The sequence below is a fragment of the Streptomyces sp. RKAG293 genome (assembly GCF_023701745.1).
Taxonomy (GTDB): domain Bacteria; phylum Actinomycetota; class Actinomycetes; order Streptomycetales; family Streptomycetaceae; genus Actinacidiphila.
Map to the genome: position 1 here is coordinate 6,439,095 of NZ_JAJOZB010000001.1, position 22,993 is coordinate 6,462,087.

Consider the following 22,993-nt stretch of genomic DNA (forward strand, 5'->3'; position numbering starts at 1 on the left):
ATTTCGGCACCCGCGCCTCGCGAAGCGCCATGATCCTTATGGACCGGTGTCCGCTCCACTACATTGAGTTCCGTCGCTGGCGACGAGGCTGAGGGGCGGCCGGTAGTGGATATCGAGGGTACGCAGGGATTCCGGAAGGCCGCGCCCGCGACCCCGGTACCGAGGCCGGCGGGGCCGCCGCCGATGCCACAGGCACCACCCGTGTCGGCGCTGGAAACCTGGCTGCGCACCCCGCGCCACCACGACGCCCCGGGGATCTTCGCCTACGGGCACGTCCCGCGCCCCCCGGAGGACCCGGGCCGGCTGGCCGGCCGCCGGCTGATCGGCGGCGCGCTGCTGGCCCTGCTGTGCGGGCTGCTGGTCTGGTCGCTGCTCTGGAACTACTTCGGCAGCCTCTGGCTCAAGCCGATGTTCTGGCTCATCCCGGACGACTGGGCGTACACCGGCGACCGGGTCGCCTACACGGTCGTCTCCAACCTGTACTACCTGATCTGGATCGGCCTGCTGGCCTATGTGTTCGGCCGGGCCGGCCACTGGCCGGACGTCTGGCGCCGGTATGCCGCGCCCGCCCTGGGCCGGTTGTGGGACGAGCCGGCGCAGCCGGGGGTGCGGCCCGGCGGGCAGCCTGTTGAGGACGACCCCGTCCAGTGGCCGGAGCTGCGGGCCGCCGGGCAGCACGCGGTGGCCGACCGGCTCGCGGGCGAGATCCGCAGCGGGCGGATGAACGACGTCGACTACACGCGGATCCAGCGCGCCTGGACGTCGGTGCTCGCGGAGCCGCGGCGGATCGACGCGTTCGCCGACACCGTGCTGCGGCAGGGCGCCGCAGCCTGTCTGCATCCCTCCGGCGCGCGCGATCTGCCGTTCCGCTCCGCGACGCACGATCTGCTCGGCGGCCAGGTGCGGATCGGTCTGGCGCCGGCCGACGACCGCAATCCGTACCAGCACCGGGGCGCGGGGCTGGCGCTCGACCCGTCGCTGCTCGGGACCGGTCTGGTCGCGGTCGGCCCGCCCGGCTCGGGGAAGACCCGGCAGCTGGTCCGGCCGGTCGTGGAGTCGTTGTGCCTGCAGGCGCTGTCCGGCACCGCCGCGGTGATCGCCGTGGGCTCCGCGGGCACCGACCTGGGACCGGCCGACGCCTTCGACGTCGTCATCTCGCTCGGCGACCCCTCGTCGCGCTACGACCTGGACCTGTACGGCGGCAGCCCCGACCCGGACGCGGCCGGGAGCACCCTCGCCGAGGCGCTCATCGACGACGGCCCCACGCACGAGGCCGACATCCGGCGGGCCGCCACCGCGCTCTCGCAGCTGCTCGGCCCCTACCGCGCCGCCCACGGGCGCTTCCCCGCCGTCACCGAGCTGCGCGAGCTGCTCGACGGCATCCCGCACGCGTTCGCCGCGCTGCGCGGGGCGCTGGACCTGGCCGGGGAGCCGGGGCCGGTCCGTGAGCTGGAGGCACGGCAGCGGCAGGCGGGGCGGCCCGACGACATCGGCACCCTGCTCGCCGACCGGATCGCACTGCTCGACCGGCCGGCCTTCGCGGGATTCTTCGACGTCACCGGCCGGACCCGGCCGTTCTCCATGCACACCCTGGAGCACCCGCTGCGGGTCCGTATCGACCTGCCGGAACGCGGTCACGCCGAGGCGTCCCGGATCCTCGCGAGACTCGTGCTGGCCCAGTTCACCGCCGCGGTCACCGGCCGCCGCGACCGGTCGCTCTTCGCCTGCCTGGTCCTCGACGACGCCGCGCACACCATCACCGGCGAGTCGGTGCGCGGACTGCAGCGGCTGCGGTCCGCCAACGCCGGGGCCGTGCTGGCGCTGCGGACGCTCGACGACGTCCCCGAGGCGCTGCGCACCGCGCTGCTCGGCGCGGTCGGCTGCCGGATGGCGCTGTCCGGGATCACCACCTGGGACGGGAAGCGCTTCGCCGAGGCCTGGGGCACCACCTGGGTGGAGACCCGGGACGTGACGCGCACACCCGATCAGTCCGGCGGTCTGCTGCGCCGCCTCAACCGCGGGGTGCGGCGGCTGTTCACCGGGGAGGCGGTCACCACCGAGTCGGTGACCGTCCGCAGTGTCGAGCGCGAGCGCTGGTCCGCCTCCGAGCTGGCCCATTCGGTGCCGGCCGGGCACGCCGTCGTCTCGCTCACCGCCACCGACGGCGAACACGCCCCGCCGATACTGGTCGACCTCCGCGGCTGACACCTGACGTCTGATTCTTCACGTCGCACGTCTGATATCGGACGCCTGATGCCGGGATCTGGACGGTGAGGCAGAATCGGAACCGGTCACCACTACCGGTCGGCCAAAACCGAGTCCTTCGGGCCTCCTGGCCCGGCGGGTCACCGTGACCTCGCCGGCGCCGCCGGAAGCCCCCCGCCGGAGGCGACAGCGCGTCATGCCCCTCACCCTCGCCTCTCTCGTCCACCATTCGGCGCTCAAGCTCGTGGTCCTCGCCGGCGGCGACCGGCTGGACGCCACCGTGCGCTGGGTGCACACCAGCGAGCTGGACGACCCGGGACCGTATCTCGAAGGCGGCGAGCTGCTGCTCACCACCGGACTCAAACTGGCCGTCGACGACCCGGACAGCCTGCGCGGCTATGTGCGGCGGCTGGCGGACGCCGGGGTGGTCGGGCTCGGCTTCGGCGTCGGGGTGGGGCACGACGCGGTGCCGCCCGCGCTGGTCGACGCCGCGGCGGAGCTGGATCTGCCGCTGCTCGAAGTGCCGCGCCGCACGCCGTTCATCGCGATCAGCAAGGCCGTGTCGGCGGCGGTCGCGGCCGATCAGTACCAGGCCGTCACCGCCGGGTTCGAGGCCCAGCGCGATCTGACCCGGGCGGCCCTCGCCCCGGACGGCACCTCCGCGCTGCTCGGCCGGCTCGCGCACCACCTCAACGGCTGGGCCGCGCTCTACGACGCCTCCGGCGCGGTGCTCGCCGCGGCTCCCGAGTGGGCGGGCCGCCGCGCCGCCCGGCTGACCGGCGAGATCGACCGGCTGCGGGACAAGCCGGCGCCCGCCAGCGCGGCCGTGGCGGGCCCCGCGGGCACCGAGGACCGCGTCGAACTGCAGTCGCTGGGCACCGCGCGCCGGGCCCGCGGCTTTCTCGCCGTCGGCACCGAGGAGCGCCTCGACACCCCCGCCCGCTATGTCGTGCACGCCGCCGTCGCGCTGCTCACGCTCTCCCTGGAGCAGTCCCGGGCGCTCCAGGACACCGAGCAGCGGCTCGCCGCGGCCCTGCTGCGGATGCTGCTCACCGGGGAGAGCGAGCACGCCCGTACCGTCGCGGGCCGGCTCTACGGCGACCTGCTGACGCAGCCGGTGCGGCTGCTCGTCGTGGAGCCCGCGGAACTCGCCGCCAAGCCCGCGAAGGCGGTCAGGCCCGCCGTCCGCACCGGCCGCCCGGCGGTGGCCCTGGACTCGGTGGCGCTGCTCGCCGAGCGGGCCGAGGCCGCCGGCGCCCGCTCGGGCGAGCCGGTCATCGCCGTACGGGAGGGCCCCCGGCTGGTGGTGCTCGCCGCCGACGGTTCGGCCGTGCTCAAGGCCTGCACCGACTTCGCCGAGGCCGACGACACCCTGGCCGCCGGGCTGTCCGCGGCCGTCCCGGTGGCGGAGCTGCCGGACGCCAACCGGCAGGCCGAACGGGCGCTGGCCGTCGCGCTGCGGCGCGGCCGCAACCTGGTCGAGCACGGCGAGGTCGGTGCAGGATCGGTTCTCCCGCTGCTCGGCGACGACGCGGTCCGGGCGTTCGCCGAGGGATTGCTGCGCCCGCTGCGCGAGCACGACGCGACCAGCCGCGGCGACCTCGTCGCCTCCCTCCAGGCTTGGCTCTCGCGGCACGGCCAGTGGGACGCCGCCGCCTCCGACCTGGGTGTTCACCGGCACACCCTGCGCTACCGCATGCGCCGGGTGGAGGAGATCCTCGGCCGCTCGCTGGACGATCCGGACGTCCGGATGGAGCTGTGGCTGGCGATGAAGACCCTGCCGCCCGGCGAGTGACACAACGGAGTACCCGCCACGAGCGGTACTCCGCAGTGGACAAACGCCCCCGCGCCCCGCCCGGCCTACCGTGGATGTACGTGATCGATCACCACCCATCGGGATCACCACCCCATCGGAAGGGCCGGGCCGCTGTGAGCACCCCCACCGCATTCTGGCTCGCCGGCCGCAAGGCGACCGGCGAGGACAGCTTCGACGTCACCAACTCGTGGGACGGCCGGGTCGTCGGCACGGTCAGCGTCCCCACCGAGGCCCAGGTCGAAGAGGCCGTCGCGGCCGCCGAGGCCGTACAGGCCGAGTTCGCCGCGACCCCGGCCCATGTGCGGTCCGCCGCGCTCGACCTCGTCGCCAGGCGGCTCGCGGAGCGCACCGAGGAGATCGCCCGGCTGATCACCGCCGAGAACGGCAAGCCGATCAAGTGGGCCCGCGGCGAGGTGGGCCGGGCCGTGTCGGTGTTCCGCTGGGCCTCGGAGGAGGCCCGCCGCTTCAACAGCGGCGAGGCACAGCGGCTGGACACCGACGCCGGCGGCGTCGGCCGGCTGGCGCTGACCCGGCGCTTCCCGCGCGGCGCCGTGCTCGGCATCGCGCCCTTCAACTTCCCGCTGAACCTCGTCGCCCACAAGGTCGCCCCGGCGATCGCGGTCGGCGCCCCGATCATCCTCAAGCCCGCCCCGGCGACCCCGCTGTCGGCCCTGGTGCTGGGCGAGATCCTCGCCGAGACCGGTCTGCCGGCCGGCTCCTGGAGCGTCCTTCCGGTCCCCAACGACCGGATGCCGGCCCTGGTGCAGGACAAGCGCCTGCCGGTGATCTCCTTCACCGGTTCCGACAAGGTCGGCTACCAGATCATGGATTCGGTGCCGCGCAAGCACACCACCCTCGAACTGGGCGGCAACGCCGCGGCCGTGGTGCTCGCCGACTGGTCCTCCGAGGAGGACCTGGAGTGGGCGGCCACCCGCATCGCCACCTTCGCCAACTACCAGGGCGGCCAGTCCTGCATCTCGGTGCAGCGGGTGATCGCCGACGCGTCGGTCTTCGACGTGCTCGCCGAGAAGGTCGTCGCCAAGGTCGCGGCCCAGGTCACCGGTGACCCGTCCGACGACGCCACCGACGTGGGCCCGCTGGTCGACGAGAACGCCGCGAAGCGCGTCGAGTCCTGGGTCGACGACGCGGTCGCCAAGGGCGCCAAGCTGCTCACCGGCGGCACCCGCGAGGGCGCCTCGTACGCCCCGACGGTGCTCACCGAGATCCCCGCCGACGCGATCCTCGCCACCGCGGAGGTCTTCGGCCCGGTCCTGTCGCTGCAGAAGGCCGACGGCGCGGACGAGGCGTTCGCGGCCGTCAACGACTCGAACTACGGCCTGCAGACCGGTGTGTTCACGCACGACCTGCAGACCGCCTTCCGGGCCCACCGCGAGCTGGAGGTCGGCGGCGTGATCATCGGCGACGCGCCCTCGTACCGCGCGGACCAGATGCCGTACGGCGGCGTGAAGGACTCCGGTGTCGGCCGTGAGGGCGTCTCCTACGCCATGGCCGACTACACCTACGAGCGGGTCCTCGTCCTGACCGGCCTGGATCTCTGAGACCGACGGACCACCCCCCACCGGCCGGGGCGCATGTGCGGTGCGCCCCGGCCGGTTTTTTCCTGCCCCGATCCGGTCAGGAAGGGATCGGTACGACCATGACCGGCGGTCCCGACGGGGTGGGTGAACCGCCGGACGGTTCCACCGTCACCCCAACCGCGTCGGCGCCCCTCGGGCCGCCCGCCAGGAGCTGCGCCCCGTCGGTGCGGCCCGGAGCGACGAGACCGGCCGGGATCATCGAGCCGTTCTGGCTGTACCAGAGCTGGTAGACCCGCGAAGTGCCCAGCGGCGGCAGGTCGTGGTAGACGAACGCCGTCCGTCCGAGCCGCTGCGAGGAGACCACGGTCGCCCCGCCGCCGCCCCGCATCGAGCCGGTGCGCAGCGTGGCGTCGGGCGCCGCCATCAGCGTCTCCAGATCGGAGGCGCGCTGTTCCGCCTGGACGTTGCCGTCCCGCGCCCGGTCGGCGTCCCGCTGGGCCTGGACGGCCCAGACCCCGGCGCCCGCGGCGATGGCCAGACAGGCCGCGGCGGCCAGATACGGCAGCCGCTGCCGCCACCGCGGGCCGCGCAGCGGCACCACGACGGGTTCGACGACCAGGGGCGGCAGCTGCCGTACCTCGGGCAGCGACCACATGACGCGGTCCCGCAGCCCCGGCGGCGGCACCTGCGCCACCGCGAAGGCCAGCCGGGTCGCGGTCTCCCGCAGCTCGCGCACTTCCTGGGCGCAGGCGGGGCACTCGGCGAGATGCCGGGCGAACTCCGCCGCCTCCGCGGGGGAGAGGGCGTCCAACGCGTAGGCGCCGGTCAGTGTGTGCAGATCGGCGGAATCGTTCACGACGTCACCCCCAAGCAGTCCCGCAGACGGATGAGCCCGTCCCGGAGACGGGTCTTGACCGTGCCGAGCGCCGTTCCCAGCACATCGGCGGTTTCCCGGTAGGTATATCCCCGGTAGTAGGCCAGGTTCACCGACTCGCGCTGGAGTTCGGTCAGCTGTCCCAGACAGCGGCGCACCTGTTCGCGCTCCAGCCGCCGCTCCACCTGCTCCGCCACCTCGTCGAAGGCGGGGGTGTGATCGCGGACCGCGGCCCGCTGCTCGCGGTCGGCGGAGGCCTGAGCCGAGCGCACCCGGTCGACGGCCCGCCGGTGGGCGAGCGTCATGATCCAGGCCATGGCGCTGCCCCGGCCGGGGTCGAAGCGGGCGGCGCTGCGCCACACCTCGATCAGCACCTCCTGGGCGACCTCCTCGGACTGCGCGGGATCGCGCAGCACGCGGTGGGCCAGCCCGAGCACGGAACCGGCAACAGCCGTGTAGACGCTGTCGAACGCCTGCTGGTCCCCCCTGGAGACCCGTTCGAGCAGGGTCTCCAGGCTTCCGGGGCCCGGCGCCACGGGTCCGTTGTCGCGGGCTACCGCGTGCATGCGCACCTCCGAGCAATGGTTGTCACCATTGATTCGTAGCCGGGGCCCCGGCGGATTGGCCGTTCCGGTCAGGAAACCGGCGGCATCAGAACGGTGTCGACGATGTAGACGTTGGCGTTGGCGGTCTTGACGTTGCCACAGACCACGTTGCTGGTGCCGTTGACCTTGTAGGACTCGCCGGATCCCTTGGTCATGAGGGACTGCTTCTCCAGTGTGGGGAACATACCGTTGTTGAGCTGGTTCGGGGTCAGCGGCTGCCCGACCACGTGGTAGGTCAGGATCTTGGTGAGCGTGTCCTTGTCGTTCAGCACCTTGTCCAGGTCGGCCTGCGGGATCTTGGCGAAGGCGTCGTTCGTCGGCGCGAAGACCGTGATGTTCTGCGCGCTGTTGAGGGTGTCGACGAGACCGGCCTTCGTCACCGCGGTGACCAGGGTGGACAGCGCGGGGTTGTGCGAGGCGGCGGTGGCCACCGGGTCCTTCGCCATGCCTTCGAAGCTGCCCGAGCCGTCCTTCGGCACCCCGGCGCAGGCCGGGCCGAAGGGCGCGGACGCGTTCGTCGTGCCGCCGCCGGCGGCCGGTGCGGTGGCGTTGCTGTTCGCCGCGTTGCTCTTGTCGCTGCCGCTGTCGGAACAGGCGGACGCGGTGACGGCGAGGACGGCCGCGGCGGCCGAGGCGAGGGCGGCACGACGGAAGCGGGTGGTGGTGTACATGACAGATCTCCTCATGGGGGTTCCCGGTTGACCGGGTGGTGATGGTGGGGTGTGGCGATGGGGGGGTGCCGGTGGTGTGGTGCGCGGAGCTCACTCCACGGTGACCACCACCGAGTGCCAGCCCGTGGAGCCGTCGGGCACGGTGCCCTGCCGGTCGCCGGTCTGGGTCCGGCCGGTGCGGTCCGTCGCGCGGACCTCGATACGGTGCGAACCGGGCTTGGCGTCCCAGAGGTACGACCACTGGCGCCAGGTGTCGGCGGTGTCCTCCGTGGCGGGCCGGGCGGCCTGCCACGCACCGCCGTCGATCCGCACCTCGGTCTTGTCGATGCCCCGGTGCTGGGCCCACGCGACGCCCGCGACGGGCACCGGGCCCGCCTTCAGGGAGGCGAAGGGCCGCGGGGTGTCGATCCGGGACGACGTCTTGATGGGCGCCTGCGGGGACCAGCTGCGCCGGACCCAGTAGGCGTCGAAGTCGGCGAACGTGGTCAGTTCCAGGTCGGTCAGCCATTTGCAGGCCGATACGTAGCCGTAGAGCCCGGGGACGAGCATCCGGACCGGGAAACCGTGGGTGAAGGGCAGCGGCTCGCCGTTCATCCCGACCGCGAGCATCGCGTCCCGGCCGTCGAGGACCGTCTCGACCGGGCTGCCGAGCGTCATCCCGTCCACCGAGCGCGCCACCAGCTGATCGGCGGGTCCGCCGGCGGACGGCGGACGGACCCCGGCCTCCTTCAGGAGGGCGGCGAGCGGCACCCCGATCCACCGGGCGTTGCCGATGTACGGTCCGCCGACCTCGTTGGACACACAGGTCAGCGTGATGTCCCGCTCGATCAGCGGGCGCCGCAGCAGGTCCTGATAGGTGAACTCCACCGGCTCGGTGACGCCCTTCCCATGGATCCGCAGCCGCCAGCTGGTGGCATCCACCTGGGGAACGGTGAGAGCGGTGTCCACCCGGTAGAAGGAGGCATTGGGTGTCGTGAAGGGCCGCATCCCGGGGATCCGGAGATCGGCGCCCGCGGGTACCCGCCCCGCCGCCGACTGCGGGGCGGGCAGTTTCACGGAGTCGCGGGACGCGACGGCCGCGGCATTGGTGGAGTTCAGCCGCCGTCCGACGGTGCCGCCGACGGCGGAGAACGCGGCCGCCGCGGACGCGGCGATCAGGAACCCGCGCCGGTCGAAGGCGCCGACCGGCTGCACGGAGTTCTCCGTGCCGTCCGTGGCGGGCGGGCCCTGGCCGCGGATCCGGCCGGCCAGCAGCCACAGCACCGCCGCACCGGCCAGTGCGCCGACGAGCGAGGGAAACGCGTCCGTCCACACACCCACCGGCCGCCGGACCGCCGCCACCGCGCCGACCGCGCCGAAGACCGCCACCCCGGCGACTCCCGCCGGCCGGTGGTGGACGGCGAGCACACCGACGACCGCGGCGAACAGCGCCAGCGCCGCCACGATGCCCAGTTGCAGCACCAGCTTGTCCGAGGTGCCGAAGTGCCGGATCGCCCAGTTCTTCACCTCGACAGGAGTCGCGTCGATCGCCGTTCCGCCGATCGCCGTCACCGGCGACGCCTGCGGTCCGACGGCGATGGCCACCAGCTCGGCGGCGGCGAGCGAGACGGCAGCCGCCAGTTCTCCGCTCACCGCGCCGAGCAGCAGCTCGCGCATCCTGTTCCGTTTCACAGAGGGCATTCGGAGCGAGTCGTGAGCCGGATTGGTCACTCACCCGATCGGGTGAGCCGACGCGCCCGTGCTCCCGGCCGGTGCTGCGCGGGGGGTGGTGGCCGCACGGGAATTGGGGTAGATACGGGCAAGTAGCACCGATCGGTAACTCGGCGACCCCGGTAGCGCGCTGACCCGGGTCTCCCGGCGGCCGACCGCGCCCGTACATCCCGACTCCGCGGCGAGGTGAGCCCTCTTGACCGCACCATCCGCACACAACGTTTCTGAACGCGAGGCCCGGCAGGTGGCCGAGGCCGCCCGCGAACAGGACTGGCGGAAGCCCAGCTTCGCCAAGGAGCTGTTCCTGGGCCGCTTCAGGCTCGATCTGATCCATCCGCATCCCCTGCCGGCGCCCGACGACGTCCAGCGCGGCGAGGAATTCCTCGCCAAACTCAGGGACTTCTGCGAGACGAAGATCGACGGGGCCCGCATCGAACGCGAGGCGCGGATCCCCGACGAGGTCATCAACGGGCTCAAGGAGCTCGGCGCCCTCGGAATGAAGATCGACACGAAGTACGGCGGCCTGGGCCTCACCCAGGTGTACTACAACAAGGCCCTCGCGCTCGTGGGCTCCGCCAACGCCTCGATCGGCGCGCTGCTCTCCGCGCACCAGTCCATCGGCGTGCCGCAGCCGCTCAAGATGTTCGGCACCACGGAGCAGAAGGAGACCTTCCTCCCGCGCTGCGCGCGCACCGACATCAGCGCCTTCCTGCTCACCGAACCCGACGTCGGCTCCGACCCGGCCCGGCTGGCGACCAGCGCGGTGCCCACCGAGGACGGCTCCGCGTACGTCCTGGACGGCGTCAAGCTCTGGACGACCAACGGCGTCGTCGCCGACCTGCTGGTCGTCATGGCCCGGGTGCCGAAGTCCGAGGGGCACAAGGGCGGCATCACCGCCTTCGTCGTCGAGGCGGGCTCCGAGGGCGTCACCGTCGAGCACCGCAACGCCTTCATGGGGCTGCGCGGCCTGGAGAACGGTGTCACCCGCTTCCACCAGGTCACCGTCCCGGCCGACCAGCGCATCGGCCCCGAGGGCGCCGGCCTCAAGATCGCCCTCACCACCCTGAACACCGGCCGCCTCTCGCTGCCCGCGATGTGCGTCGGCGCCGGCAAGTGGTGTCTGAAGATCGCCCGCGAGTGGTCGATGGAACGCGAGCAGTGGGGCAAGTCCATCGCCAAGCACGAGGCGGTCGGCTCGAAGATCGCCTTCATCGCGGCGACCACGTTCGCCCTCGAAGCGGTTCTCGACCTGTCCTCGCAGATGGCCGACGAGGACCGCAACGACATCCGGATCGAGGCCGCCCTCGCCAAGCTCTACGGCAGCGAGATGGCCTGTCTGATGGCCGACGAACTCGTGCAGATCCGCGGCGGCCGCGGCTTCGAGACCGCCGCGTCCCTCGCCGCCCGCGGCGAGCGCGCCGTCCCCGCCGAACAGGTGCTGCGCGATCTGCGCATCAACCGCATCTTCGAGGGCTCGACGGAGATCATGCACCTGCTGATCGCCCGCGAGGCGGTCGACGCCCACCTGTCCGTCGCGGGCGACCTCATCGACCCCGACAAGAGCCTCGGCGACAAGGCGAAGGCCGGCGCCAGGGCCGGCGGCTTCTACGCCCGCTGGCTCCCCAAGCTCGTCGCCGGCGCCGGCCAACTGCCCACGTCGTACGCCGAGTTCCACCCGGACGGCTACCCGGACCTGGCCACCCACCTGCGGTACACCGAGCGCAGCGCGCGCAAGCTCGCCCGTTCGACGTTCCTGGCCATGGCGCGCTGGCAGGGCCGGATGGAGACCAAGCAGGGCTTCCTCGGCCGCATCGTCGACATCGGGGCGGAGCTCTTCGCGATGAGCGCGGCCTGCGTACGCGCCGAGATGCTGCGCTCGTCGGGCGAGGAGGGCAGGCCCGCGTACCAGCTCGCCGACGCCTTCTGCCGGCAGTCCCGGATCCGGGTCGAGGAGCTCTTCACCCGGCTGTGGTCCAACACCGACGACCTGGACCGGAAGGTCGTCGACGGCGTGCTCGGCGGCACCTACACCTGGCTGGAGGCCGGCATCGTCGACCTCAGCGGGGACGGCCCCTGGATCGCCGACGCCACCCCCGGCCCCGCCAAGACCGAGAACGTCCACCGCCCCATCCGCTGACCCCGCCGGGACCCGAGACCCGCATCCCCTGTCCGAGCTGACAGGGGATGCGGCCACAATGGGGGGATGACGGACTCCCTCGCAGACCCGCATCACCGCGAATTCGCGGCCGCCGCCGACACCGACGGGCCCCGGGACATCGTGATCCTCGGCTCCACCGGTTCGATCGGCACCCAGGCCATCGACGTGGTGCTGCGCAACCCCGACCGCTTCCGCGTGGTGGCGCTGTCCGCCGCCGGCGGCCGGATCGAGCTGCTCGCCGAGCAGGCCCACCAGCTGCGGGTACGGACCGTGGCCGTGGCGGACGAGGGCGCCGTCGGGCCGCTGCGGCAGGCGCTCGGCCGGCACTACGGCGCCGGCGAAACGCTCCCCGAGATCCTGTCCGGGCCGGACGCCGCCACCCGGCTGGCCGCGAGCGAGTGCCACTCGGTCCTCAACGGCATCACCGGTTCGATCGGGCTGCGCCCGACGCTGGCGGCCCTGGAGGCCGACCGGGTGCTGATCCTCGCCAACAAGGAGTCGCTGATCGTCGGCGGCCCGCTGGTGAAGGCGCTCGCGAAGCCCGGGCAGATCATCCCGGTGGACTCCGAGCACTCCGCGCTCTTCCAGGCGCTGATGGGCGGCACCCGCGAAGAGGTCCGCAAGCTGATCGTCACCGCCTCCGGCGGCCCGTTCCGCGGCCGCACCAAGGAGGAGCTCGCCGGCGTCACCCCCAAGGACGCACTCGCGCACCCGACCTGGGACATGGGCCCGGTCATCACGATCAACTCCGCGACCCTGGTCAACAAGGGCCTGGAGGTCATCGAGGCGCATCTGCTCTACGACATCCCCTTCGACCGGATCGAGGTCGTCGTCCACCCGCAGTCGTACATCCACTCGATGGTGGAGTTCGCCGACGGCTCGACGCTGGCCCAGGCGAGCCCGCCCGACATGCGGATGCCCATCGCGCTCGGCCTCGGCTGGCCCCGGCGGGTGCCGGACGCCGCACCCGCGTTCGACTGGTCGAAGGCGTCGACGTGGGAATTCTTCCCGCTGGACGACGACGCGTTCCCAGCGGTGGCTTTGGCGCGACATGTAGGTAGCCTCGGTGGCACCGCACCCGCGGTGTTCAACGCGGCGAACGAGGAATGCGTCGATGCGTTCCTCGCCGGCCGGCTGCCCTTCACGGGGATCGTGGACACCGTGGCCCGGGTGGTCGAGGAACACGGCCATCCGGATCCGGGAACTCGGCTGACCGTCGAGGACGTCCTTGAAGCGGAAGCGTGGGCACGGGCCCGCGCACGGGAACTGGCTACGGAGGCTGCACGGGTATGACGGCACTCATGTGGGGCGTCGGGATCGCCATCTTCGTCATCGGTCTGCTGTTCTCCATCGCCTGGCACGAGCTCGGCCACCTCTCCACCGCCAAGCTCTTCAAGATCCGCGTGCCGCAGTACATGGTCGGCTTCGGGCCGACGATCTGGTCGCGGCACAAGGGCGAGACCGAGTACGGCTTCAAGGCGATCCCGCTCGGCGGCTACATCCGCATGATCGGCATGTTCCCGCCCGGCCCGGACGGGAAGGTTCTGGCCCGTTCCAGCTCGCCCTGGCGCAGCATGATAGAGGACGCCCGCTCGGCCGCGTACGAGGAGCTGCAGCCCGGCGACGAGACGCGGATGTTCTACACGCGTAAGCCGTGGAAGCGCGTCATCGTGATGTTCGCCGGGCCGTTCATGAACCTGATCCTGGCGCTCGTGCTCTTCGCGATCACCCTGATGGGGATCGGCGGAAACGTCACGACCACCTCGATCGGCAGTGTCGCGGAGTGCGTGGTCAAGGCCTCCGCCACGACCGACAAGGCCACCAAGGCCGACGTCTGCCCGAAGAACGCCGAGGCCCCGCCCGCCAAGGCCGCCGGCTTCAAGGCGGGTGACCGGATCGAGTCCTTCAACGGCCAGCCTGTCGGCGACTGGAACGACCTGTCCGACAAGATCCGCGACACCATCGGCCCGGCCACCGTCGTGGTCGTACGGGACGGCAAGCCGCTCACCCTGCACCCGGTCCTGGTCAAGAACACCGTGAACAAGAAGGACCGCGACGGCTACCCCGTCAAGGGCCAGTACGTGGACGCCGGCTTCCTCGGCTTCACCCCGGCCAGCGGCTACCGGACCCTCACCTTCGGCGAGTCCGTCGACCGCATGGTCTCGAACGCCGAGAGCTCGGTGCGCGGTATCGCCGACATCCCCTCGAAGATCCCCGCGCTGTGGGGCTCCGCCTTCCAGGGCAAGGAGCGCACCGTCGACCAGCCCGTCGGCATGGTCGGTGTCGCCCGGATCGGCGGCGAGGTCTTCTCGCTCAAGATCCCCGCGACCCAGCAGATCGGCATCATGCTGAACCTGCTCGCCGGCGTGAACCTGTCGTTGTTCCTGTTCAACATGCTGCCGCTGCTCCCGCTCGACGGCGGTCACATCGCCGGCGCCCTGTGGGAGTCGCTGCGCCGCAGGCTGGCCAAGCTCACCCGGCGCCCGGACCCGGGCCCCTTCGACGTGGCCAAGCTGATGCCGGTCGCCTATGTCGTCGCGGGCATCTTCATCTGCTTCACCGCACTGGTGCTCGTAGCGGACGTAGTCAATCCGGTGACGCTTTCCTGACGGATGCCGGAGACGTGGGCGGGTTGCCGTAACCTCGGTAAACGGAGCCCGCCCACGCCGGGACCTTGTTCCACACCCTTGGGGATGCCAAGCACATGACCGCGATTTCGCTCGGAATGCCCGACGTTCCGATCAAGCTCGCCGACCGCCGCCACAGCCGCAAGATCCAGGTCGGGTCGGTCGCGGTGGGCGGGGACGCGCCGGTTTCGGTCCAGTCCATGACGACTACGGTGACGGCGGACATCGGGGCGACGCTCCAGCAGATCGCCGAGCTCACCGCTTCCGGCTGCCAGATCGTGCGGGTGGCCTGCCCCACGCAGGACGACGCCGACGCGCTCGCCACCATCGCCAAGAAGTCGCAGATCCCGGTGATCGCGGACATTCACTTCCAGCCGAAGTACGTCTTCGCGGCGCTCGACGCCGGCTGCGCGGCCGTCCGCGTCAACCCCGGCAACATCAAGCAGTTCGACGACAAGGTCAAGGAGATCGCGAAGGCGGCGGCCTCGGTCGGCACTCCGATCCGGATCGGCGTCAACGCGGGCTCGCTGGACCGCCGGCTGATGGAGAAGTACGGCAAGGCCACCCCCGAGGCGCTGGTGGAGTCCGCGCTGTGGGAGTGCTCGCTCTTCGAGGAGCACGGCTTCCGTGACATCAAGATCTCGGTGAAGCACAACGACCCGGTCGTGATGGTCAACGCCTACCGGCTGCTCGCCAGCAAGTGCGACTACCCGCTGCACCTCGGCGTGACCGAGGCCGGTCCCGCCTTCCAGGGCACCATCAAGTCCGCCGTCGCCTTCGGCGCGCTGCTGTCCGAGGGCATCGGCGACACCATCCGCGTCTCGCTCTCCGCCCCGCCGGTCGAGGAGATCAAGGTCGGGATCCAGATCCTGGAGTCGCTGAACCTCAAGCAGCGCCGCCTGGAGATCGTCTCCTGCCCGTCCTGCGGCCGTGCCCAGGTCGACGTCTACAAGCTCGCCGACCAGGTCTCCGCCGGCCTGGAGGGCATGGAGGTCCCGCTCAGGGTCGCGGTCATGGGCTGCGTCGTGAACGGCCCCGGTGAGGCCCGCGAGGCCGACCTCGGTGTCGCGTCCGGCAACGGCAAGGGCCAGATCTTCGTCAAGGGCGAGGTCATCAAGACCGTGCCGGAGTCGAAGATCGTGGAGACCCTGATCGAAGAGGCGATGAAGATCGCCGAGCAGATGGAAGCGGACGGCATCGCGTCCGGCGAGCCCCAGGTCAACGTGAGCTGACCGGGGAAAGCCGCTGAGGCCACCTCCGCGAAACCCGCCTCCGCGAGGTAAAGTGCGAAGATCTACCCCCGGCCGTGCGGCCGGGGGTACCCCCGCCCTCCGCGGCCTGTAGGTGAGGCGCACACGTGTTGACGACGACGACCGCGAAGGTCCTGGAGGCCGGCGAACTCGACGCCGCCCTCGAAGTGCTCGACCGCGACCCCGTGTCCAACGCGTTCGTCGCCTCCCGCGTGAACGTCGCGGGCCTGGACCCCTGGCGCCTCGGCGGCGAGATGTGGGGCTGGTACTCCGGCGGCCGGCTCACCTCCCTCTGCTACGCCGGCGCCAACCTGGTGCCGATCTGCGCGGGCCCCGAAGCCGTCCGCGCCTTCGCCGAGCGGGCCCGCCGGGCGGGCCGCCGCTGCTCGTCGATCGTCGGACCCGCCGAGCCCACCACCGAACTGTGGTCGCTGCTCGAACCCAGCTGGGGCCCCGCCCGGGAGATCCGCGGCCGCCAGCCGCTGATGAGCACCCGGGCGCTGCCCGCCGGCATCACCCCCGACCCCCTCGTCCGGCGCGTCCGGCGCGACGAGATGGATGTGATCATGCCCGCGTGCGTGGCCATGTTCACCGAGGAGGTCGGCATCTCCCCGCTCGCGGGGGACGGCGGGCTGCTCTACCAGGCCCGGGTCGCGGAACTCGTCACCGCCGGACGGTCGTTCGCCCGCATCGAGAACGGCCGGGTGGTCTTCAAGGCCGAGATCGGCGCCGTCACCCGGCACGCCTGCCAGATCCAGGGCGTCTGGGTGGCACCGGAGTACCGGGGGCAGGGCCTGTCGGAGGCCGGTATGGCCGCCGTGCTGCACTACGCGCTGCGGGATGTGGCCCCGGTCGCCAGCCTGTACGTCAACGACTTCAACGCACCCGCCCGTGCCGCCTACCGCCGGGTGGGATTCACCGAGGTCGGAGCCTTCATGAGCGTGCTGTTCTGACGTAATGTCCCGTCCCATGGAAGATGTCGTGGTCGGCCGTCTGGACCTCGAGGAACGGGTCGACGAGGCCCTCGCCGTACAGGCCCTCGCCTTCGGCCTCGACGACGACGAGATCGCGATCCGCCGCCAGATCGTCGTGCGGCACCTCGCCTGTCCCGGTGCCCGCGCCCTCGGCGCCACCACCGAGGACGGACGGCTCGTCGGGTTCGTCTACGGCATGCCCAACGACCGCGCGCACTGGTGGTCCACGGTCGTCCAGCCGTATCTGCGCCACCGCGGCACCGAGCAGTGGCTCGACGGCTCCTTCGTCATCACGGAGCTGCACGTACTGCCCGCCTTCCAGGGACTGGGCATCGGACGGCAGCTGATCACCACCATCACCGACACGGCCACCGAGCCGCGCAGCATCCTCTCCGCGATCGACGTCGAGAGCCCCGCCCGCCGGCTCTACCGGACGCTCGGCTACCAGGACCTGGCCCGGCCCGTGCACTTCCCCAGCGCGACGAGCCCGTACGCGGTGATGGGCGCGCCCCTGCCGCTGCGCCGCCCGGACCGGCCCCGGGATCCCGCATAACGCATTTCCGTGCCGCCGGACGGGCTGGATATCCTCGCGGGAATCCCCGTCAAGCCCCTGGAGAGCCACCATGGTCCTGCGCATGTCCCGTCTGATGCTCAAGACACTGCGCGACGACCCGGCCGACGCCGAGACCGCCAGCCACAAGCTGCTGGTCCGCGCCGGTTTCGTCCGCCGCTCGTCGGCGGGCGTCTGGATCTGGCTGCCGCTCGGCAAGCGGGTCCTGGAGAACGTCTCCCGCGTCGTCCGCGAGGAGATGGACGCCATCGGCGGCCAGGAAGTGCTGCTGCCCGCGCTGCTGCCGCGGGAGAACTACGAGACGACCGGCCGCGCCGGCGAGTACGGCGACCTGCTGTTCCAGCTCAAGGACCGCAAGGGCGCGGACTACGTCCTCGGCCCGACCCACGAGGAGATCTTCACCCAGGTGGTGAAGGACCAGTGCACGTCCTACAAGGACCTGCCGGTGATCCTCTACCAGATCCAGACGAAGTACCGGGACGAGGCCCGCCCGCGCTCCGGCGTGCTGCGCGGCCGCGAGTTCCAGATGAAGGACTCGTACTCCTTCGACACCACGGACGAGGGGCTGGCCGAGGCGTACCGGGCGCACCGCGACGCGTACATCCGGATCTTCACCCGGCTCGGCTTCGACTACCGGATCGTCTCCGCGGTCTCCGGCGCGATGGGCGGCTCGGCGTCCGAGGAGTTCCTCGCCCCGGCCGCGGCCGGCGAGGACACCTTCGTGGACTGCCCGGCCTGCGAGTACGCGGCGAACACCGAGGCCGTCACCACGGTCGTGCCGCCCGTCGAGGGCGTGGCGCACGGCCCCGTCGAGGAACTCGACACCCCCGACACCCCGACCATCGAGACCCTCGCCGCGCACCTGGACGTCCCGGCGTCCGCGACGCTGAAGAACCTGCTGGTGAAGGTCGACGGCAAGATCACCGCCATCGGCGTGCCCGGTGACCGCGAGGTCGACCTCGGCAAGCTCGGCGAGCACCTCGCCCCGGCCGTCGTCGAGCTGGTCACCGCCGAGGACTTCGAGGGCCGCCCCGAGCTGGTCCGCGGCTATGTCGGACCGCAGGGCCTGGCCATCGACTACATCGCCGACCCGCGCATCGCCCCCGGCACCGCCTGGATCACCGGCGCCAACAAGAACGGCAAGCACGCCCGCAACGTCGTCTGCGGCCGGGACTTCGAGGTCGACCGCTACCTCGACGTCGTCACCGTGCGGCCCGGCGACCCCTGCCCGCGCTGCGGCGCCGGACTGCGGCTGGACCGTGCGATCGAGATCGGTCACATCTTCCAGCTCGGCCGCAAGTACGCCGACGCCTTCCAGCTCGACGTGCTCGGCCAGCAGGGCAAGCCGGTGCGGGTGACCATGGGCTCCTACGGCATCGGCGTCTCCCGCGCGGTCGCCGCCCTGGCCGAGCAGACCGCCGACGGCCAGGGCCTGTGCTGGCCGCGCGAGGTCGCCCCCGCCGACGTGCACCTCGTCGCGGCCGGCAAGGCCCTCCAGACCGAGCTGGCGCTGGAGGTCGCGGAGAAGCTGCACGCCGCGGGCGTCCGGGTGCTGCTCGACGACCGCGCCGGGGTCTCGCCGGGCGTGAAGTTCACCGACGCGGAGCTCATCGGCGTCCCGCAGATCCTCGTCGTCGGCCGCCGCGCGGCCGAGGGCGTCGTGGAACTGAAGGACCGCCGGTCGGGCGAGCGGGCCGAGCTGACGGTCGACGAGGCGCTGGCCCGGCTGACCGGCTGATCCGCGGCGAGACCTACAGCCAGCTGGCGAACTCCAGCAGGAGTTCGCCGGCCTGGCTGTCGCCGACCGACAGCGACCAGACACCCGCCTCGACGGCCCGGAAGTGGCTCCAGCCGCGCAGCCGCTCCGGGTCCACGTCGAGCGCCGCGCCGAGCTTGGCGACCCGGCGGCGGGCCGCCGCCTGCGGGCCGGGGGAGGCGGCCAGCGTCTCGACCCGGTCCCGGACCAGCCAGGCCAGGTCGTACGCCCGCTCGCCGACCAGCGGCTTGGGGTCGATGGCCAGCCACGGGCTGCGTTCGGCGGCCAGGACGTTGCCGTGGTGGTAGTCGCCGTGCAGCAGCACGTCCTCGGCCGGCGCGGCCAGCAGCTGCTCGCGCAGCGCCAGCGCCTCGTCGATGAGCGGGCGCACCTCCGCGGCCCAGGGCTGCTCACGGCGCTCCCGCAGGTGTCCGGCGAGACCGCCGGTGTAGTCGGCGACCGAGGTGAACGGATGGCCCTCGGCCGGCGCCACCCACAGCCGCTGCAGGGTGGCCGTCGCCTCGAGCATCGCCTTGGGCTCCGGGAGGGAGCGCAGCGACACTTCGCCCTGCAGCCGCTCCAGCAGCATCGCGCCCTGGGCGGGCTCCGCGCGCAGCAGCCGGACCGCGCCGCGGCCGTCCCAGTGGGCGAGCGCCGCGTGCTCGTGCTCGGTCTCGGGGGTGACCATGCCCAGCTTGAGCACGCCGGGGGTGCCGTCCGCCGTCCGGACGAGCACGATCATGCTGATCTGGCCGCCGGGGGTGAACACCCGCTCCGGCCGCAGTTCCCACCGCTCCAGCGTGTCGGCCACCCGGCCCGGCAGCGCCGCGAGCCACTCCCGGCCGGAGTCGCCCTCCCAGGCCCCGATCGTTCGGACCAGCCGGTCGGGCGGGTCCAGCGGAATGGTGCCGGGGCCGCCGGGCTGCGGTGCTGAAGCCATGGTCGTGCTGTCCCTCCGTGGATCTTTCGCGGGCGAGCGTCCCCGCGGGGGATGCCTTCCCGTTCTGCCGTGCCGTACAGCCCTGACACGGCTCTTTACGGTGCGGCTCTCACGGTGCGCTCCGCTCGGCCAACCCGGGGAAGGCTACGCTGCCGCCGCGCCACCGCACGGCACGCACCGCCGCCTCGCGCAGCGCTCCGGCCGCGTCCCGGCGCTGCGCCCCGGTGGCCGCGCGCACCATGTCCCCGTACACACCGGCGACCCGGTCCTCGATCACGGCGGCCAGCCGTACGGCCGCGGCGCTGTCGGTCACCGGGAACGGCAGCGCGTACCCGGCGTCCGCCGGCACCGGTTCAGCGCCGAGGTCCCGTACGGTGCGGCTCAGCGCGTCGCGGCGGGCGCGGTGCGAGTAGTAGGCCGCGCGGGCGTCGGCGGCGCGCGGCTTCGCGACCCGGGCACCGATCACCCCGTAGGCGTAGACCGCGGCGTGTTCCGCGGCGAGCGCCGCCTGGACCGCGTCCAGGGTCCGCTGTGTCATCTGCTCAGCCCTTCCCCGTCAGCAGGACGACGTGCGCGGCCCCGGCGGCGGCCACCGAGGCGAGCAGCCGGGCGAGCTCGGGCGGTGCGTCGAGCAGCGCGGTGGCGCGGGCGTCCGCGAGCCGGCGTTCGGCGTCGGCGAGCGCGCCGAGCGTGGGGGGAGCGGTGGCGGCGCTGGTGCCGGGGGCACCCGGTGTTCCGGCGGGGGCCGGCTTCGGCGCGGTCGCGCCGAACGCCTGGGCGTGCCGGGCGACTTCGGCCCGCAGCGGCGCCAGCCGTGCGGTGAGGTCGGGCCGGGCCGCGAGGAGACCGTCGTAACGCGCGAGGAGTGCGGTGCTGTCCGCCGCGGCCCGCGCCCGGAGCGCGGCGCCCGGCACGGCCGGGGGAGTGTCCTTCAGGGTGTCCGCCGCGGCCGGGGTCCCGCCGGAACAGCCGGTGGCGAGCCCGGCCAGCGCCGCCAGCCCGCCCGCGCCGACGACCAGCGGCACACCGGCGGCCGAGGCCAGTACCGTCCGTCTGCCCGGCGTCGCTCTGTCTGTCACCGCGCCCCCTCCCGTGATCACGGACCAGAGCGTACCGGGCGGTGGCCGGGCCCGGCCCGGGCGACGGTGGCCGGCCGGCTCCGGCGGCAGGGCAGCGCTGGGGGGCGAGTCACGCCGAATCGTCGATCCGGTGTCGGAACCGATAGGCTTTGGGGCGACACGCGACCTTCCATACAACAGCACACGCGGCCGAGGAGTCACCCGGATGAGCACCACCCAGAGCGAGAGGCTGCGCGGATTGCTGGAGCCGCTCGTCGCCAAGACGGGTCTGGATCTGGAAGAGATCACCGTGACCGCGGCGGGCAGCCGGCGGCAGCTGATGGTCGTGGTGGATTCCGATGACGGCGTGCAGCTCGACGCGGTCGCCCAGCTGAGCCGGGACATCGCCCAGGTGCTCGACGACACGGACGCGATGGGCCAGGGCGAGTACGTCCTGGAGGTCAGCTCCCCGGGCACCGACCGGCCGCTGACGACGCCCCGGCACTTCCGCCGCAACGAGGGCCGGCTGGTCAAGCTGACGCTCAACAACCACGAAGAGCTGACCGCGCGGATCATGGCGCTGGACGAGGCGGGCCTCGATCTGGAGGTCCCGGGCATCAAGGGGCGCAAGCCCAAGCCGCGCCGGGTGGAGTTCGCGGAGATCGCGAAGGCCCGGGTGGAGATCGAGTTCAACCGCAAGAACAAGGACGACGACGTCGACGCAGCGGATACGGCCGACGCCGACACCGACAGCGACGAGAGCATTGAGGAGGCGTAGCCGTGGACATCGACATGAAGGCCCTGCGGGGTTTGGTGCAGGAGAGGCAGATTTCGTTCGACCTGCTGGTCGGGGCGATCGAGTCGGCGCTCCTCATCGCCTACCACCGGGAGCCGGGCAGCCACCGCCGGGCCCGGGTGGAGCTGGACAAGTCGTCGGGACATGTGACGGTGTGGGCGAAGGAGGACGCGTCCGAGGTCGCCGAGGGCGCCGAGCCCCGCGAGTTCGACGACACCCCTTCCGGGTTCGGCCGGATCGCCGCCTCCACGGCGAAGCAGGTCATCCTGCAGCGGCTGCGGGACGCGGAGGACGACATCACGTTCGGCGAGTACGCCGGCCGTGAGGGCGACATCGTCTCCGGTGTCGTCCAGCAGGGCATGGACGCCAAGAACGTGCTGGTCGACATCGGCAAGATGGAAGCCATCCTGCCGGTGCAGGAGCAGGTGCCGGGTGAGGACTACAAGCACGGCGTGCGGCTGCGCTCCTACGTCGTCCGCGTCGCCAAGGGCGTGCGCGGACCGTCGGTGACGCTGTCGCGCTCGCACCCCAACCTGGTGCGCGCCCTGTTCAAGATGGAGGTCCCGGAGATCGCGGACGGTTCGGTCGTCATCGAGGCGATCGCCCGCGAGGCCGGCCACCGGACGAAGATGGCGGTGCGCTCCACCCGCTCCGGGCTGAACGCCAAGGGCGCCTGCATCGGCCCGATGGGCTCCCGCGTGCGGGCGGTCATGGCGGAGCTGCAGGGCGAGAAGATCGACATCGTGGACTGGTCGGACGACCCGGCCGACATGGTGGCGAACGCGCTGTCGCCGGCCCGGGTGTCCCGCGTCGAGGTCGTCGACCTGTCGGCCCGCTCGGCCCGGGTGACCGTGCCGGACTACCAGCTGTCGCTCGCCATCGGCAAGGAGGGGCAGAACGCCCGCCTCGCCGCCCGGCTGACCGGCTGGCGGATCGACATCCGGCCGGACATCGAGCCGGAAGGCGCCGAGGAGTCCGACGAATCGGACACTTCGCGCGCCTGAACGTCAACTCACGACTGATCGAACAACCGTGCGTCGAATAACCCGAAGGGGTGAGGTCGGCGCGGGGAGGTAGACTTAGCAGTGTCTGGCCGGACGCGTTCCCTTGCGTGCCCTGAGCGAACCTGTGTGGGTTGCCGGGAACGGGTGGCCAAGAACGATCTGCTGCGTGTGGCGGTGAGCGGTGACGCGTGCGTCCCCGATCCTCGCGGTACGCTGCCCGGTCGGGGCGCTCACTTGCACCCTGACCTGGTCTGTTTCGACCTGGCGGTTCGCCGCCGGGCCTTCTCCAGGGCCTTCAGGTCCAAGGAGACGTTCGACACCGCGGAACTCCGCCGGTACGTCGAGCAGAACACCAAGCCCGTCGAAGTGGCGGCACCGTAAGTGAACGGCACGGGTATCCGTGCGGTCAGGTACCTCGCGAGTCGGAAGTAGGTCGAGAT

General features: G+C 72.2%; 20 protein-coding genes. 13 read left to right on the forward strand and 7 right to left on the reverse strand.

All coding sequences use genetic code 11. The features are described 5' to 3' along the window. Nucleotides 1-105: 105 nt before the first annotated feature. From LNW72_RS28685 to LNW72_RS28695, 3 genes are all read left to right on the forward strand, one after another. A complete protein-coding gene (locus LNW72_RS28685; protein WP_374117345.1) occupies nucleotides 106-2,205 on the forward strand; it encodes an ATP-binding protein in 2,100 nt (699 codons plus the stop codon). Between the two features lie 196 nt (nucleotides 2,206-2,401). After that, nucleotides 2,402-4,000 carry a PucR family transcriptional regulator gene (locus tag LNW72_RS28690; protein WP_250977996.1) on the forward strand — a complete coding sequence of 533 codons (1,599 nt, stop codon included), beginning with the start codon at nucleotides 2,402-2,404 and terminating at the stop codon, nucleotides 3,998-4,000. 134 nt (nucleotides 4,001-4,134) lie between these two features. Beyond that, nucleotides 4,135-5,580 carry an aldehyde dehydrogenase family protein gene (locus LNW72_RS28695; RefSeq protein ID WP_250977997.1) on the forward strand — a complete coding sequence of 482 codons (1,446 nt, stop codon included), beginning with the start codon at nucleotides 4,135-4,137 and terminating at the stop codon, nucleotides 5,578-5,580. Nucleotides 5,581-5,656: 76 nt separating this feature from the next. Here LNW72_RS28695 and LNW72_RS28700 read toward each other — a convergent pair whose 3' ends face one another. The 4 genes from LNW72_RS28700 to LNW72_RS28715 all read right to left on the reverse strand — a co-directional run bounded on the left by LNW72_RS28700 (nucleotide 5,657) and on the right by LNW72_RS28715 (nucleotide 9,389). After that, nucleotides 5,657-6,415, reverse strand: a complete 759-nt coding sequence (locus tag LNW72_RS28700; RefSeq protein WP_250977998.1) for an anti-sigma factor — start codon at nucleotides 6,413-6,415, stop codon at nucleotides 5,657-5,659. Further along, nucleotides 6,412-6,999 carry a sigma-70 family RNA polymerase sigma factor gene (locus LNW72_RS28705; protein ID WP_250977999.1) on the reverse strand — a complete coding sequence of 196 codons (588 nt, stop codon included), beginning with the start codon at nucleotides 6,997-6,999 and terminating at the stop codon, nucleotides 6,412-6,414. The genes LNW72_RS28700 and LNW72_RS28705 overlap by 4 nt, the downstream gene beginning before the upstream one ends. Nucleotides 7,000-7,067: 68 nt before the next feature. Further along, the gene (locus LNW72_RS28710) at nucleotides 7,068-7,709 is read right to left on the reverse strand and encodes a fasciclin domain-containing protein (RefSeq protein WP_250978000.1); all 642 of its coding nucleotides are present in this window, start codon (nucleotides 7,707-7,709) and stop codon (nucleotides 7,068-7,070) included. A 90-nt stretch (nucleotides 7,710-7,799) separates the two neighbouring features. After that, nucleotides 7,800-9,389, reverse strand: coding sequence for a molybdopterin-dependent oxidoreductase (locus tag LNW72_RS28715; protein ID WP_250978001.1), 1,590 nt, complete (start codon nucleotides 9,387-9,389; stop codon nucleotides 7,800-7,802). A gap of 226 nt (nucleotides 9,390-9,615) precedes the next feature. Between LNW72_RS28715 and LNW72_RS28720 the strand changes: the two genes are divergently transcribed. The 7 genes from LNW72_RS28720 to LNW72_RS28750 all read left to right on the forward strand — a co-directional run bounded on the left by LNW72_RS28720 (nucleotide 9,616) and on the right by LNW72_RS28750 (nucleotide 18,737). After that, a complete protein-coding gene (locus tag LNW72_RS28720; protein WP_250978002.1) occupies nucleotides 9,616-11,556 on the forward strand; it encodes an acyl-CoA dehydrogenase family protein in 1,941 nt (646 codons plus the stop codon). Nucleotides 11,557-11,622: 66 nt separating this feature from the next. Further along, on the forward strand, nucleotides 11,623-12,870 hold the full coding sequence (gene dxr, locus LNW72_RS28725; protein WP_250978003.1) for a 1-deoxy-D-xylulose-5-phosphate reductoisomerase: 1,248 nt from the start codon (nucleotides 11,623-11,625) through the stop codon (nucleotides 12,868-12,870). Then, a complete protein-coding gene (locus LNW72_RS28730; protein ID WP_250978004.1) occupies nucleotides 12,867-14,186 on the forward strand; it encodes a site-2 protease family protein in 1,320 nt (439 codons plus the stop codon). Before dxr ends, LNW72_RS28730 begins: the two co-directional genes overlap by 4 nt. Before the next feature lie 95 nt (nucleotides 14,187-14,281). Next, the gene (ispG, locus tag LNW72_RS28735) at nucleotides 14,282-15,436 is read left to right on the forward strand and encodes a flavodoxin-dependent (E)-4-hydroxy-3-methylbut-2-enyl-diphosphate synthase (RefSeq protein WP_250978005.1); all 1,155 of its coding nucleotides are present in this window, start codon (nucleotides 14,282-14,284) and stop codon (nucleotides 15,434-15,436) included. 125 nt (nucleotides 15,437-15,561) lie between these two features. Next, a complete protein-coding gene (locus tag LNW72_RS28740; RefSeq protein ID WP_250978006.1) occupies nucleotides 15,562-16,407 on the forward strand; it encodes a GNAT family N-acetyltransferase in 846 nt (281 codons plus the stop codon). A gap of 16 nt (nucleotides 16,408-16,423) precedes the next feature. Further along, the gene (locus LNW72_RS28745; RefSeq protein ID WP_250978007.1) at nucleotides 16,424-16,981 is read left to right on the forward strand and encodes a GNAT family N-acetyltransferase; all 558 of its coding nucleotides are present in this window, start codon (nucleotides 16,424-16,426) and stop codon (nucleotides 16,979-16,981) included. 70 nt (nucleotides 16,982-17,051) lie between these two features. Beyond that, the gene (locus tag LNW72_RS28750; protein WP_250978008.1) at nucleotides 17,052-18,737 is read left to right on the forward strand and encodes a proline--tRNA ligase; all 1,686 of its coding nucleotides are present in this window, start codon (nucleotides 17,052-17,054) and stop codon (nucleotides 18,735-18,737) included. A gap of 13 nt (nucleotides 18,738-18,750) precedes the next feature. Here LNW72_RS28750 and LNW72_RS28755 read toward each other — a convergent pair whose 3' ends face one another. The 3 genes from LNW72_RS28755 to LNW72_RS28765 form a co-directional block, all read right to left on the reverse strand. Further along, entirely contained in the window at nucleotides 18,751-19,695 is a 945-nt protein-coding gene (locus tag LNW72_RS28755; protein ID WP_250978009.1) for an aminoglycoside phosphotransferase family protein, read from the reverse strand. 109 nt (nucleotides 19,696-19,804) lie between these two features. After that, nucleotides 19,805-20,233, reverse strand: coding sequence for a ferritin-like domain-containing protein (locus tag LNW72_RS28760; protein ID WP_250978010.1), 429 nt, complete (start codon nucleotides 20,231-20,233; stop codon nucleotides 19,805-19,807). 4 nt (nucleotides 20,234-20,237) lie between these two features. Continuing rightward, nucleotides 20,238-20,774 (reverse strand): hypothetical protein, encoded by a 537-nt coding sequence (locus LNW72_RS28765; RefSeq protein WP_250978011.1) that lies wholly within the window; start codon nucleotides 20,772-20,774, stop codon nucleotides 20,238-20,240. Nucleotides 20,775-20,979: 205 nt separating this feature from the next. Here LNW72_RS28765 and rimP point away from each other — a divergent pair, with 205 nt between their 5' ends. From rimP to LNW72_RS28780, 3 genes are all read left to right on the forward strand, one after another. Then, nucleotides 20,980-21,531, forward strand: coding sequence for a ribosome maturation factor RimP (gene rimP / locus LNW72_RS28770; RefSeq protein ID WP_250978012.1), 552 nt, complete (start codon nucleotides 20,980-20,982; stop codon nucleotides 21,529-21,531). Between the two features lie 2 nt (nucleotides 21,532-21,533). Further along, complete coding sequence (gene nusA, locus LNW72_RS28775) at nucleotides 21,534-22,553, forward strand: transcription termination factor NusA (protein WP_250978013.1); 1,020 nt, start codon at nucleotides 21,534-21,536, stop codon at nucleotides 22,551-22,553. 81 nt (nucleotides 22,554-22,634) lie between these two features. Beyond that, entirely contained in the window at nucleotides 22,635-22,934 is a 300-nt protein-coding gene (locus tag LNW72_RS28780; protein WP_138356691.1) for a YlxR family protein, read from the forward strand. The last annotated feature ends 59 nt before the right edge of the window (nucleotides 22,935-22,993 follow it).